Source organism: Dorea amylophila (assembly GCF_025567265.1).
Lineage (GTDB): Bacteria > Bacillota > Clostridia > Lachnospirales > Lachnospiraceae > Dorea_A > Dorea_A amylophila.
In genome coordinates this window covers 37,188-50,659 of the sequence record NZ_JAOQJW010000028.1, presented here as the reverse complement: position 1 = coordinate 50,659, position 13,472 = coordinate 37,188, and the positions used below count along the sequence as shown (strand labels likewise).

Genomic DNA, 13,472 nt, shown 5'->3' with positions numbered 1-13,472 from the left:
TCAATTTTTAAAGCAGCCACCGAAAGATGGCTTATTTGTCGTGTGCTTAAGGGAATGGATACCCTCTACTTCTCATTTTCAATCTTTGCCTCCATTATTTAATATTCGTTTTTAACAAAAATTTTATATCTAATTTTAGATTATCCACATAAACACTATACTTTCAAGTATTTTAAAGTATAGAAAACCATTCATTTTACCACGATTGAATGAGCCTTGATATGATAACAAAACAGCACTAAAAAGCAGTCAATCCTAAAGACTAACTGCTTTATTTGTAGTAATATTAAGTTTGCAAAATTGCATTTTGCAATTTTATTGATTGAAGCATAATCAATACTCACTTTTATCCGATATTGAGTAAACTATGAACTACCCATGGTTGAACTGTAATCATAACTATAAATATATAAATTGCATATAACATTATTTCGACCATGTCATTAACATTTTCGGACTGAAGCCTTTTTCTAAAATTAATGGGTAAGATTTTTGACAGCAGATAATATATCAAATATCCTAAACATGCTCCTGCTGTATTTATAATAAGGTCATTTATATCTGTTGCCCCCCAGCCAAACATCTGAACAATTTCAATAGATAAGGAAAACAGAAAGCCAGTTAGTACAACATTCTTTATATGACGATACTTCTTATACAGTAATGGTAAGAAAAAGCCCAAAGGCACAAATAAAACAAGATTAAGTATGGTATCTATTGGTCCACTTATCATACCCCAAAATGGAATTATAGAAATTTGGGGACGAAATGATATTGTGCTTGTATAACCAATACCTGTTACAGTTAAAATTCCAAATAAATAATAACAAAACACAAATACAGCGGTAATATGAAAAATGCTTTGTTTGCGTCCCGATTTTTTAAGATATAAAAAATACAATATAAGAACTGGAATTATAAACACATACCCACTTATTGAGCGAATAAGAATATCGGAAATTGGTAACATATTTTCACTCCTTTACATGAACTCATTACATATATTTGCCAGTCCGTTTCTTTCATAAGAATAACAGCAAAAATTTAAAATTATCCAACGAAAAATCGAAAATTTTTCTTAAACTTTTTATATAAAATTTCTGGTACCAGAATACTGCCTGCAAGTAAAATCATCAGTAGAGCAACCATTTCTTTGATTGGATAAGAAAAAACAAAATAAGATATCTCGGTTTTCATATACCATCCAATCCCGCAAATCAATATTGTACCAACGGTCAATATCAGAACACTCAGCAACAGCCAGGTAAAAATTCCTTCTGCAAGGAACATCCGCTGCAACTGCTTTCTGGTCATTCCCACACGATTCATAATGGCACATTCTTTTTTTCGAAGTAACATGTCCGTTACCCTTACATTTAAAAAATTCATAATCCCAATAAAGATCAGGCATCCGCTGATTACCAGAAGCAACAGCCTGCTGGTCTGAATATACTCCTGTTCTTTTAATAAAAGGTCTGACCGACTCTCCATCTGGAATAAATTTAATTGCTCCGCATATCCGTTTTCAGACTGAAATTCCATATTTTCTGTTTGGATCATTCCCTTTAACCTGTTTTTGCAGCCGGATTCCTGTTCCTTTTCTACAGAAAAGCTCATTTCAAAGGTCTGTGGGGTCAGATTCTCTGACAGGTTTTCAAAGGTTTCCTCTGTTACAAGAAGAAGATTGGTATTTCTGCCATCCCAGCACAACTCTAATTCCGGAAATCCTTCCTTTGTAATATCCAGATACCCGCAATTTACCAGTGTCTCTGGAAGCAGATCGGACATATCGGTTCCCACCGGAACCAGATCATACACTTCTATTGTATTTCCAAGCTGCTCCAATGCCTGCTCTTCTGCATATTCTGATACTCTGTGATCATGGAGAAGAATCGTTCCGTTTTCGTGTGTAAATGTTTCCCAGTCTGCTGTTATCTCCTGCTCTTTCAAAAATTCCTGCAGTTTTTCTTTTTCAGAAGAAGAAATTTTTTGGATTACAGTCGGAACGGTTTCCCCGTCATTTAATAACTTGATGCTATCCCGACCTTGTTTCCCGATAATAGGGTAAAATCCCTGGATCTTTGTTTCATCCTGCAGGCTGTTTCCGGCAGTCTGCTTGATGTTCTCCAAGAATTCTTTCGGGAAAAAGACCATATTTTCTGTATCCGGGGAAGTTTCCATCAGTGTGCTGCAGGCTTCCTGTGTGATACGGATTTGAAAATCAGGTTCTTTCATAAACTGGTTTTGCAGATCTACTCCCTTTACAATCACCGAAGATCCAAGCGCTAAGCCGCAACCTATGGTCAGAGAAATCATGGTGATGAAAAAAGCCTTTTTATTGTAAAACAGATATCTTCTGGCCAGATAAACTTCCGGCTTGTTTCCAAAACTTTGGAAAACTGCTTTCTTTTTCTTTGTTTGTTTCTTCTCTGCAACATTCCCAGTTCCATAGTTCATACATTCCAGAGGACTCAGGATTTTGATTTTTTGCTTTACCAGAAGTATCACAACACCCAAAGTCATTGCCACTGGCAGAATGGCTATCAGAAAGAACACAGGCTGATAGAAAGAAATCCCCTCCAGTTCTTCTGCCTGTCCAAGATACAGTTTTCCAATGACAGAGGGCAGGATTCCAAGTACCACCAGACTGCCTATGGCAACGCCTGCAAGGCTTCCCTTCAAGACAACTTCCATCATCTGCCGAAATATCACTTGTATAATCTGATGCTGCTGTACCCCGACTACTTCCATCAGACCATATTGCTGTAAATCTTTTCCTAATGATAAATTCAAAATATTATAGATGAACAAAAACATACACAGCAGAATCAGGAAAGAGAACAAGGCTGCAAATCCATAGCTTCCCAGCATTCCTTCCACTGCCCGGTATGCAGCCGAATCCATGCTGACGATCCGCTGCCCTTCTTTCAACCGGATATCTTCCTGCAACTGTTGTTCCATCTGTATGCCACTGACAGAATCCTTTTCCGGTTTCAGCAGTATCCTGCAGGGATTCCATCCAGCTCCGCTTTCTTTCAGTTTCTTCTCGGATAAAAATGCAATGGAAAAACTTGCCCCCTGATTCTGATATTCTGTAAAATATCCGGAAAGCTGAAACGTCTGTTGTCCGGTTCCTTTTGTTTGGAAAAGATCATTCCAATAAAAATCCAGCTTTAATTCCATTCCCACCTTTGGATCCGAAATTCCCAGATACGTTAAGGTTTTGGTGGAAAGCATGATTTCGTTTTCCTGTTTGGGATACGTTCCTATGATCTGTGTATAGGCCGGACAGAGCATAGTTTCAAATGCTGTTTCATCTGCCACAACACAGTCGCAATATTTTATCGTTTGATCGCATAGTTTTCCGGCAAATTTTTCTTTTCCCGTTTCTGCTATGTAGGAAAGCGTATGCAGCTGTCCTGCCATTTCTTCTGTACCATTTTCAAGATACGTTGACACCGTCATTCCATCTGTCCGGATATGTTTCTGGATGTCCACCTGGATCTTCCCATAGGCAAAACTTATCATACAGAAAATCACTCCAACGGTAAGTGCAACTGCCAGAAACAAAAGGCGGTTTTTGTTCCGGTTCTGCTTTCGATAAGAATCCAAAAGCACTTTTTCTGCCGGACGGTGATAATCATAGTCTTTCATCTTCCACCACCCTTCCGTCTTTCATGCGGATGATCCGATCTGCCATGGCAGCGATTTTTTCATCATGGGTAACCACAAGCATGGTCTGCTGATATTGCCTGCTGATCTTTTTTAACAGTTCCATAACAGAGGCGCTGGTTCTGGAATCCAGATTCCCCGTCAACTCATCCCCTAACAGAATGGTAGGATGGGTGTAGACAGCTCTGGCAATGGCAGCTCTCTGTTGCTGTCCTCCCGATAACTCATCCGGCATCTGAAAGAGTTTCTCTTCGATCCCCAAAGTTTTTGCCAAATGGAAAACCTCTTTTTCATTTACTGTCCTCTCCAGTAATTTTGCCGGAAGCACGATATTCTCAAACACATTCATGGCAGGAATCAGATTATATTTTTGAAAAACAACACCAATGTGCCATCTGCGAAAAGAAATCTGTTCTTCTAAAGATAATTGCGTCAAATTTACATCATGCACATAAACACATCCATGGGTTGGCTTTTCCAATCCGCTGATTAAATTTATCAGGGTTGACTTTCCGCTTCCGGAAGCACCAATGACTGCAATAAACTCCCCTTCTTTTATAGAAAAGGATACATCATCAACGGCTCTTATATAATTTTCTCCATTTTGATATTCTTTTGTAAGTGAAACTAATTTTACAGCTGCCATAGTATCCTCCATATATTTCTTTATCTCGGCAAAAAAATAGAAAATGCAGATCCCTTTCCCACCTGTGATTCCACCGTAACGTAGCCGCCCTGCTGTGTCACAATTTCCCTGGTCAGATAAAGACCGATTCCAACACCCGGCTGATTATGAATCTCTTCTTCCCGGTAAAACCTCTTGAAAATAGATGCCTGATTGCTCTCTGAAATTCCTTTTCCGGTATCAGATACTTTTATCTCCACATACATTTCCCATTGCGCTACAGACACATGGACACTTCCCCCTGTCGGGGTATATTTTACCGCATTGTCCAACAGATTAAAAATCGCTTCTTCTGTCCACTTACTGTCATGGGACACACGCACATCCTCCGGACATTCCACAGATACATGGATCTTTTTTTGCTCTGCGGAATATACGATTCCGCTCATAGCCTGCGCTAACGTATCATATATAAAGTGATCTTCTTTTTCTAATTGAATCACCCCGGTTTCCAAACGGGAGGTTTTCACCAATGCCTGTATTAAAAAATCCAGCTTATTGATCTGTCCTCTTACACTTTTCAGAAACTCATTTTGCTCCTGTTCTTCCAGGGATTTTGTCAAAAGTGTATCTACAATCATTTTCATGTTGCTCACCGGAGTCCTGACCTGATGGGAAATATCTGACACCAGGGACTGTAATTCCTGTCTCTCTGCTTCTACCTTCCGGTTGCTTTCCTGCAGAATATTATACAGACGCACCAGGCGGTGATGGATACGGGCAAAAATCGTCTCTCTGTCGGATACATTTTCAGGTTCCTGACTGCGGTTCATCATGTCATCCAGGATCTGGCACAGTTCAGAAGTAAAATTTGACAGTCTCATTCCCAACAGTTGTACCATAAAAAGCATCCATAGTGCAGCGCAGACTGTTAATGCCAGCCCAACCCATAACACTGCGATATTTTTGGTCAGAAAAAAGGAGACCAATATGATTGCTGTCATTGAGAGTACCATGCCGGCAGTCAGCCAAAAAAACATCTTTTTTACAGAGGTTTTCTTTCCTATCATGCTGTTTCACCTCCGGTCCATTTATATCCCATGCCATATACGGTTTTGATATATACCGTTCCATCTGTCTCAATCTTTCCCCGGATGCGGCTTAACGTTGTCGTTAACGTATGCTCGTCCACATAATTTTCTGTACAGTCCCATATTTTTTCCAACAACTGCTTTCTCGTTAATACACGATTGCGGTTCTGACAGAACAGGTTCAGCATCCGAAACTCCAAAGTAGATAAGGTCAATGGCTTCCCACCCAGCATAGCTGTCTGCTCTGCAAAATTTAAAAACAACCTGCCATCATCAAAGACATCCTGCATGGACACATGATGCCCCATCATACGCAGTACATTTTCCACTTTTCTCTGCAGGGAATAAATGGAAAAAGGTTTTGTGATATAATCTACTGCTCCAAGTTCATACCCCCGGATCTCATCACTTTCCCTGTCATTTGCAGTCAAAAAGATTACAATGGTATCGCTATATTTTTTCCGGATTGTTTTTGCAATCGCATATCCATCTCCATCTGGAAGATTGATATCCAATAGTACCAGATCAAACGGTTGGCTCTTCAGCACTTCCATGGCTTCTTTTACCGTTTCCACCGAAACAATCCCATAGGATTCTGACTGTAGGTTGTAAACTAACATTTTATTCAAAAGTTCATCATCTTCTACGATTAAAATCTGTTTCATTCCTTTTCATCCTTTGCAACAATTTTGCTAGCATTTCCATTCTTATTTTACAACAGAAATGTCCTAGAAATGTTACAGATTGAAAAATTTATGATTTTCTTTTTGAAATCTTAAAAATCTTTTGAAACACAAAAAGAAGATGCATGTCACCACACACCTTCTCGTCACTTGCTAAAATCACTTTATACCTCTTGCCTGACTTTAAAACCAATGAATTTTTTCTTCTCTGAATTGGGGCGTATCACTCTTTTGATACGGATCGTAGTTATGAAGATTACAGCCGAATTCCTTCAAGGATTGAATTTGATCCTCTGCTGACCATTCAATCAATGAAATTCCATCAAATTCTTCAATATCCCCATTATCCATCACATTTTTAAAATACCATTCAACAATGGTCTGATTTTCTTTATGAAAAAACTGTTTGATATCCCAAGCGATTACACTCCCCCTCATATTCCATTCCTGAAACCAATGCTTTACGGTTTCACGATTGCTATAACATGGTCCCAGCTTTCTGTATAACTCACGTTCTCTGCAAAAATATCATCCATTCCCAAATCTTTCTTTTCCAGCCACATAGAAAACCATAACCGGATCATCTGTTCTCTCTTGTCCATAATAGAATCCCTCCTATATCAAATTCGTTACAGAACCTCTAAACTCAATCCTTTTTCCCATCTATCAAATCATAACTCATATCCAGAAAATCTAAGATTTTTGCCTCACTTACACTTCCATCTAACAACATGGTGATCCAATACTTCTTATTCATGTGATACCCTGGCAGAAAACCGTAGGTCTGTGTCAGAAGTCCAACCATATCCGGTTCACACTTCACATTGATGATATCTACGGTTCCTTCCTCCTTCAAACCCAGTTTTGATTTTTCAACTCGCAGAATAGCTGCATACCACTTTCCATTTTTATGCCGGAGTATTGCACTCTTAGGAGAACTCTTCCAAAGATATTCCGGAATTGTTCCATATTGCTTTTTTACATATTCAAAGATTTCTTCCCGTTTCAAATATTCCACTCCCCAATGACTCTATTTTATCAATCTCATGATTGTACTTTTCATATTTATCAGCAAGCAGGACGTGCGCCCTGCCTGCTTTCCTATTATAGCATTGTTCCTCTGCTCCTACAATGCAATCTGCAATCCGTTCTTTGATTTTTTCTCATTTTTTAGTAAGCAACCAGTCCATATCCCAAAATGGACTGGGAATTCACCGTATAGCTGTTCTGCTTTACCGCATCTCCGCTGTTTCCCTCAATCGTATGTACCGTAGTTCCATCGCAGCTTTCTACGATTCCTACATGGTCACTGGCTCCGTCATGATCCCAATCAAAAAAAATAATCATGCCGGGACTTGGGACACTTCCTGCCCCCTGCCATTTTCCTTTCTCCTGAAACCAATCTACGCCTGCAGTACAAAGGGAGAACTTTGGTACTGCTCCTTTCTGAATCAACCCTGCCTGATCAGCACACCAGCTGACAAAGCAGGCACACCATTCCTCCCGGCTGTCAAATCCATACCATGACCAGAACTTCTCTCCGCCTTCATTTCCAAGCTGGCTTTTCGCAATGGTGACAAGCTGTCCGTTTCCAAATAGGCCGGCAAACCAACCGCCGCCGGAATAATACCGCATCACATGAGGCACATACTCCGGATCGCCATAACCAGACCAGCCATGGGCGGCTGCCTGCTCCTGGGAAAACTGCAGCGCATTGGCTTCACTGTAACCGCCAAATTTTTCCAACGCCCATGAGATATACCCATTCCCGTAATTATAGCCTTGCCAACTAAGTTTCAGTTTCTCCATATCCTGAGGACTTTCACATCCGGCTTCCCTGACACAATCCGCATAATACTGTATCCCCACTTTGATGGAATAGTCTGCATCCTGAATCGCACCGGGTGTATTGGGATACTGGGTGTTATAAGGACACTCACTGGCCTGCATGGGATCCGTTCCCCTGCCGCCGCTTTCCTGCATCATAATGGCTTGGATTGCCGGAACATATTCCGGGATGCCAAACTCGCTGGCATACTTTTGAATGGCAGGTGTATGCACCAGTACTTCTGCGCTTAATGCCTCACTGCTCTGGGAATTCCCCAAAAAGGCTGCACCCCCAATGATCCCCACAATCAGAATCAGAACGATAAACACTGTGCCTCCACCTGCCATCAGTGCTGCAAATGCAGCTTTCACTGCATGAGCGGCGGCTTCTGCCATGGCTTTCAATCCTCTTCCGGTTGCCTTTGCAGTCTTTGCACTTTGCTTGGCAGTCTGAACCGAGTGCATGGCAGCCCGTTTCGCTTCTCTGGCTGCTTTCATGGATTTGAGTGCTTGCTTTTTCTGTAAGACTGCCTGGGTTTTCACTTTCTGGGAAGAAACCGGAGAGGCTTTCACCACACGGGGCGCTGTTTTTACCGTCCGATTTCCAGCTTCCTTGATCGTTTTCTCTGCTTCCGGCTTGACCTTAATGCTTCTTTTGGCTTCTGTTCGCCCTTTCTTTGCCTTTGTCTGCCCTGCCTGAACGGATGTGCCACCCGTTCCTGTTTCTCCGTCCAAAGAGGCGGCAGTGGCTTCTCTTTGCTTTTGTTTCTGCTCCTTTAACTTCTCATAAGTTTTCACTGCCAGCTTCTTACCGCCACGATAGGCTGCCGAAGCACTTTTCTTTCCCACTCGCTGTTCCACACGCTGGATGCGGTTTCCGGCATATTCTACCGGGGATTCCTCTCCCGTTTCTCTTCCGAGCTTATCTGCCATAATACTGGACTTTTCTTTCGTTTCCAGCATGGCAGAACGCACCAGTTCCTTCGGAAGCCGGGAGGCTGGATTGCGGATCTTTGGACTTTGATCCCGCACTTTTTCTTTGATATCTTTCAATCACACACCTCCCTTCTTCTGTACTTTCTAACGTTCCCTTCCCCGCTTTTTTGCTTTCTTCTGCTGACTCTCCAGCTGTTCCAGTTCCCTTACCGCTTCCTGCACCAGCGGATGATTGGCATAATAGGGAACATAGGATAATAACTCTTTTCCCTTCTCCCCGGTAACTAATGGATATTCTCCCTCGTTATACAGAGGATCCTCTGCATGGTGCAGGGAAAATTCCAAAGACGGGAGCATCTGAGGGGAACGTTTGCAAAATCTCTGGTAATGCCGGAATGCTTCTTTTAAAGATGTACATTCGATACATTCCCCCATCCCATGGAACTCCCCGCACTCCGCTGCAAGAAACGTAATGGTTGTTTTTTCTTTCATGGATTTCACCTCCCTTTGAAAAACTTCTCTTTATCGAACCGCAGACTTCTGTTTTTCTTCTTTACCAAACTTCAAAGGGTGTTGTTCCTGTCTCAGTTTCTGCAGGGTATCCTTCACAGACGGTTGTTTTCCTTCTCTTGCTTCCAGCTTCCCTATCTGCTGTTGCAATCGCTCCGTTTTCTGTTCCAGCTGATGGATACTCCGCATAGACTGGAATAGCACTTTCTGCGTTTGAAAGATGATTCCCTGTTCGGAATTGCGTTCTGTGAGCTTTCGCACCTCTTTTCCACCCGCTTCCAGAAATGCATTCCGCAGATGCCCTTTGGCAACATGCAGTTCTTCCGCCATACTCCCCAGACGATCAATCTTTTGATCCATCGACAGCATCACGCTGTGCAGAGAAGACTGAAGTATTTGTAATCCCTGCGTAAGGTGCATTCCCTTTACCGCAGAGGCAAGGGCATCTTTCCCCTTTTCTTTAAAATCAACAACTGCCTGCTCTGCACGTTTCACAAACTTTGTCTTAAATTCTCCCACCTGAAAACGAAGTGTTTGCACCTGATGTTCCACCTTCTGGATTGTGTTCACCGCAAAGAGTTTGACCTTGCTTTCCTGCATCACACCCAGTTGCTTCTTCACCTCTCCCAATTCCTTTAGGACGGTTCCCAGCTGCATTTCCATGGAATCAATATAGTCTGCCATACGGAGCACGTCCCCTTTTTCCTGCTCCATGCCCTGCTGTTCCAACAATTCCAGCAATGCCCGGATACTACCCTGCTCCCGAAGCGGTTCTTTTACTTCTTGAATCCCTGTGCTTTTTTCTTCCATTTACATTCCCTCCTTCCCAAACAAGTGCTGCCAAAGAAAGTTCAGCAGCACCTTAAATCTCTTTTCGACTAACACTCTCCCGGTTTCGTTGTCATCAAACGGTACAGCTTCGTATTCTTCGGGAAGCTGTTCTCAAATGGAACCAGATTCCCGGAACACCGGATCAGTCCCTTTCCTGCGCCTACATTGGTGATGTAGGATAACTGGTTCTCGGAAATATTCAAAAGGGAAGCTAGTTCATCCCGGTCTGTGGTTGCCTGATTCAAAAGGATCAAAAATTCACTGTTTGCCAGCATCAATCTTGCGGTATCGGATTTTAACAGTTCTTCTACGTTCTGCGTTAAACCTGTGACAAATCCCTGGTATTTACGAATTCTCTTGTAGAGCCGGTAGAAAAAGTCAGCACTATACTGATACCGGAACAAGAGATAAAACTCATCAGCAAAGATCCAGGTGGTCTTTCCCTTCTTCCAGTTCTGGATCACCCGGTTGAAGATGCTGTCCAAGGTGACCAACATACCAAGAGGCATGAGCTGCTCTCCCAGTTCCCGGATATCATAGGCAATGATACGGTTCTTCGTATCCACATTGGTTTTCTGTGCAAAGGTATTGAGACTTCCATTGATAAACAGTTCCGAAGACAATGCAAGTCCTCTGGCCTCTTCTTCCGGCTGGAGCATGAGCTGGCGGTACAAGTCTTTCAAGGTGGGCGCTTCGCTCTGGTAACCGCTTCGGATATAGTCCCGGTACACATCTGCGGTACAGCGGTCCAGAATGGATTTCTCCTTTGCCGACAGATTGCCAGCCCCCACTAACTGTTCAAACAAAGACAAGATAAATTCCGACTTTTCAATCAGCGGATTCTTATCGTTTCCATAGGCAGAGTCCATATCCAGTGCATTCAGATGGGTGTTGGATGTAGCGGAAATCGTAATCACTTCTCCATTCAGTGCTTCTACCAAAGAACCGAACTCGGACTCCGGATCTAAAATGAGGATGTCATCTTCCGTAGACAGGGCAAGATCCACAATCTCTTCTTTTGCCGAGAAACTTTTTCCCGAACCGCTGACACCCAGACGAAAGGAGTTTCCATTCAATAACTTCCTTCGGTCTGCTACCAGCATATTTTTGCTCACCGCATTCTGCCCATAGTAAATCCCACCCGGCTGCATGATCTCCTGGGTATGAAATGGGATCAGCACTGCGGTAGATTCTGTGGTCAGGGTACGAAGGGCATTGATCTTTCGGATGCCATAAGGCAGTACCGTATTGAGTCCATCCACTTGCTGCCACTTCAAAGTTGCCATCTGGCACAAATGCTTTCTTGCCACGGATAAGATGCTTTCCGTATCCGAATCCAACTGTTTCTTGTTGTCTGCCATATGCACCATGGTAAGGATGCCGAACATCATCCGCTGATCCCTGGTGGTCAGGTCATCCAGCATTTCTTTGGTCTCTTTTCTCTGCAGTTCCATATCATAGGGCACAATGGCAGAAAAGTTATTGTTAGCATTCTGGCGTCTCTGCCAATTGGTCACATTGGTTTCCACGCCGAGCAGACGATTTTGGATTTCACGCACTGCTTCGTCTGTTGGCACCGGGAGAATGTCAATGGACAGCATCAGATCCCGGCTCAAATCACATAATTCCGAAATCATGTCATCCTTTACATAACTGGCATAATCCTGCATATACAGCACCCGTCCGTACCGCTCATTGATCTTGAAACAGTCTTTGGAAAACTCCATGGACTGGGGACAGATCCAGTCCTTAAAGCTGCTCCCCCGTTTGGCAAACGCCTTCATATCAAAGGGAAAGCACTGGGGTTCATCTGCCTGGAAAAAATCCCGGAAAATCTGCAGGCGCTGTTCCGCATCCAGTTCTTCCCCAATAGAGGACAGCTTGCTCAGATGGGTGATGATATCCGTTCCCACACGGGCAAAATAGGTTCTTGCCTCATCAATGTTCTTCTTATGGACACTGATCGTCAGATACCGTTCCTGATAAATGCTGTTGTTGGTGCCGCTGACCTTGGATAGCAACATTTCGTTGTATTCCTTCCGGTATTCATCCAGCCCGTCCTCTTTCACCGGCAAAAGCAGGGAGGCTTCAAACTCTTCCTTATTGATTCTTCTGTTGTTCAGGGTGATCTTGGCAGATGCGCCGGAATCCAAAGCATTTAACAGCTCACTGTAATCTAAGAACATTTCCGTTTTATCTTCTTTGCTTGCAATGGCATAGTTGATATCCGAAAACCGAAAGGATTTGGAAAATTTCGTCCCGGACTGGAACACCCCATCCGGCCAAATCCGCTGGATGGGAATTGCCTGCTGGACAGACCTTGGGACTTTGAACTTCTCCCGGTCCATTTTTAATGCCTGTTGTAAGGTTTTAATCAAACGCACCACTCCTTCCTGCCTTCTTTTTCTGCTTCATCTGTTTTTTCCTTGCCCGCTGTTCCCGCTTTTTCAAAAGAGCAGCACCATCTCCCCTGGTCTTTTCTCCAAGACTCATAGTTTCTTCCATGCAGGCATGGTACAGATCCTCGCTTTGAAACAGCAATCGCTTGGGGTATAAAAATTCGGACTTGATATACGCCCAGGCAAACTGCTCCGCATTCATGCCATGATACTGGAAGAACCCGCAGGCTGCGAATGGGGCAGCCCCAAGGATACACAGCCACCCAGTCATTTCCTGCCCCACATAGTCTCCCAGACCAAAATAAATTCCTACTGCCACAGCGATGGCAAGTAGGGAAAAGATACACTGGCGCAAATTCAGCCCCATAAACATGGACTCTTGATAGTTACGGATTTCTTTATTCATTTTTACTTCCATATATTTTTATCTCCCTCTTTCTCTTTTCTTTCTGCCTGTAAGTTTCCCTTGGTCTTTTTCCGATTCTTTTGGCACATCCAGCCCCCATTGTCTGCAAAATTCTTCCACCCCTTCCCGGTCATACTGGGCAAGCCTTGAAAGGTCAAACGCCACCGGGGTGTAGGTAGCAAAGCCTGACCGGGCCTGTCCCGGCAGTCTGTTTCCCAGCCTGTTCTTTTCGATGAATGCCAGCTTGTCCTTCGTAAAATCGCCGCTTATAAATGCCTCTTGGGGTTCCAGCCCATACCCGCCCGGAAGATTTACCGTCAGATCATCAAACAATTCCAACTCCCCTTCTTCCTGGCGGTACATCAAAATCGCAAGCCCGTTTCCATAAGCATAGCTGGATACCTTCAAAGTAATTTCTTCCTGCCCGTATTCCCAAGGGAATGGCAAAGTCTTTCTTTCGTTTCTATTTCCGTTGTTCTTCTCATTCATGGT

12 protein-coding genes and 1 pseudogene are annotated in these 13,472 nt (G+C 43.1%); all 13 read right to left on the bottom strand.

Features of this window, described 5'->3' with window-relative positions; translation table 11 throughout:
- Positions 1-346: 346 nt before the first annotated feature.
- Positions 347-970: a VanZ family protein gene (locus tag OCV72_RS15130; RefSeq protein WP_055056436.1), complete on the bottom strand. Its 624-nt coding sequence runs from the start codon at positions 968-970 to the stop codon at positions 347-349.
- Between the two features lie 80 nt (positions 971-1,050).
- The gene (locus OCV72_RS15125; protein WP_055056435.1) at positions 1,051-3,654 is read right to left on the bottom strand and encodes an FtsX-like permease family protein; all 2,604 of its coding nucleotides are present in this window, start codon (positions 3,652-3,654) and stop codon (positions 1,051-1,053) included.
- Positions 3,641-4,318, bottom strand: coding sequence for an ABC transporter ATP-binding protein (locus OCV72_RS15120; RefSeq protein ID WP_055056434.1), 678 nt, complete (start codon positions 4,316-4,318; stop codon positions 3,641-3,643). The genes OCV72_RS15125 and OCV72_RS15120 overlap by 14 nt, the downstream gene beginning before the upstream one ends.
- A 20-nt stretch (positions 4,319-4,338) precedes the next feature.
- Positions 4,339-5,367 carry a sensor histidine kinase gene (locus OCV72_RS15115; RefSeq protein WP_055056433.1) on the bottom strand — a complete coding sequence of 343 codons (1,029 nt, stop codon included), beginning with the start codon at positions 5,365-5,367 and terminating at the stop codon, positions 4,339-4,341.
- Positions 5,364-6,053 (bottom strand): response regulator transcription factor, encoded by a 690-nt coding sequence (locus tag OCV72_RS15110; protein WP_055056432.1) that lies wholly within the window; start codon positions 6,051-6,053, stop codon positions 5,364-5,366. The genes OCV72_RS15115 and OCV72_RS15110 overlap by 4 nt, the downstream gene beginning before the upstream one ends.
- A 201-nt stretch (positions 6,054-6,254) precedes the next feature.
- Positions 6,255-6,673 (bottom strand): annotated as a pseudogene (locus OCV72_RS15105) (nuclear transport factor 2-like protein).
- 44 nt (positions 6,674-6,717) lie between these two features.
- The gene (locus tag OCV72_RS15100; RefSeq protein ID WP_172675983.1) at positions 6,718-7,080 is read right to left on the bottom strand and encodes an MmcQ/YjbR family DNA-binding protein; all 363 of its coding nucleotides are present in this window, start codon (positions 7,078-7,080) and stop codon (positions 6,718-6,720) included.
- 161 nt (positions 7,081-7,241) lie between these two features.
- Positions 7,242-8,951, bottom strand: coding sequence for a lysozyme family protein (locus tag OCV72_RS15095; RefSeq protein ID WP_055056430.1), 1,710 nt, complete (start codon positions 8,949-8,951; stop codon positions 7,242-7,244).
- 27 nt (positions 8,952-8,978) lie between these two features.
- Positions 8,979-9,326: a hypothetical protein gene (locus OCV72_RS15090; protein WP_021652009.1), complete on the bottom strand. Its 348-nt coding sequence runs from the start codon at positions 9,324-9,326 to the stop codon at positions 8,979-8,981.
- Positions 9,327-9,356: 30 nt separating this feature from the next.
- Complete coding sequence (locus OCV72_RS15085) at positions 9,357-10,154, bottom strand: DUF6674 family protein (RefSeq protein WP_055056429.1); 798 nt, start codon at positions 10,152-10,154, stop codon at positions 9,357-9,359.
- Positions 10,155-10,222: 68 nt separating this feature from the next.
- Positions 10,223-12,553: a VirB4-like conjugal transfer ATPase, CD1110 family gene (locus OCV72_RS15080; RefSeq protein WP_276554592.1), complete on the bottom strand. Its 2,331-nt coding sequence runs from the start codon at positions 12,551-12,553 to the stop codon at positions 10,223-10,225.
- On the bottom strand, positions 12,546-12,992 hold the full coding sequence (locus tag OCV72_RS15075; RefSeq protein ID WP_055056440.1) for a PrgI family protein: 447 nt from the start codon (positions 12,990-12,992) through the stop codon (positions 12,546-12,548). Before OCV72_RS15075 ends, OCV72_RS15080 begins: the two co-directional genes overlap by 8 nt.
- 6 nt (positions 12,993-12,998) lie before the next feature.
- Entirely contained in the window at positions 12,999-13,469 is a 471-nt protein-coding gene (locus OCV72_RS15070) for a DUF4313 domain-containing protein (protein WP_055056427.1), read from the bottom strand.
- Positions 13,470-13,472: the final 3 nt, after the last annotated feature.

Excerpts from the sequence above, each read along its gene's own strand:
- OCV72_RS15070 (WP_055056427.1), bottom strand. The coding sequence starts at position 13,469 with ATGAATGAGAAGAACAACGGAAATAGAAACGAAAGAAAGACTTTGCCA.
- OCV72_RS15130 (WP_055056436.1), bottom strand. The coding sequence starts at position 970 with ATGTTACCAATTTCCGATATTCTTATTCGCTCAATAAGTGGGTATGTG.
- OCV72_RS15085 (WP_055056429.1), bottom strand. The coding sequence starts at position 10,154 with ATGGAAGAAAAAAGCACAGGGATTCAAGAAGTAAAAGAACCGCTTCGG.
- OCV72_RS15075 (WP_055056440.1), bottom strand. The coding sequence starts at position 12,992 with ATGGAAGTAAAAATGAATAAAGAAATCCGTAACTATCAAGAGTCCATG.
- OCV72_RS15125 (WP_055056435.1), bottom strand. The coding sequence starts at position 3,654 with ATGAAAGACTATGATTATCACCGTCCGGCAGAAAAAGTGCTTTTGGAT.
- OCV72_RS15090 (WP_021652009.1), bottom strand. The coding sequence starts at position 9,326 with ATGAAAGAAAAAACAACCATTACGTTTCTTGCAGCGGAGTGCGGGGAG.
- OCV72_RS15110 (WP_055056432.1), bottom strand. The coding sequence starts at position 6,053 with ATGAAACAGATTTTAATCGTAGAAGATGATGAACTTTTGAATAAAATG.
- OCV72_RS15115 (WP_055056433.1), bottom strand. The coding sequence starts at position 5,367 with ATGATAGGAAAGAAAACCTCTGTAAAAAAGATGTTTTTTTGGCTGACT.
- OCV72_RS15120 (WP_055056434.1), bottom strand. The coding sequence starts at position 4,318 with ATGGCAGCTGTAAAATTAGTTTCACTTACAAAAGAATATCAAAATGGA.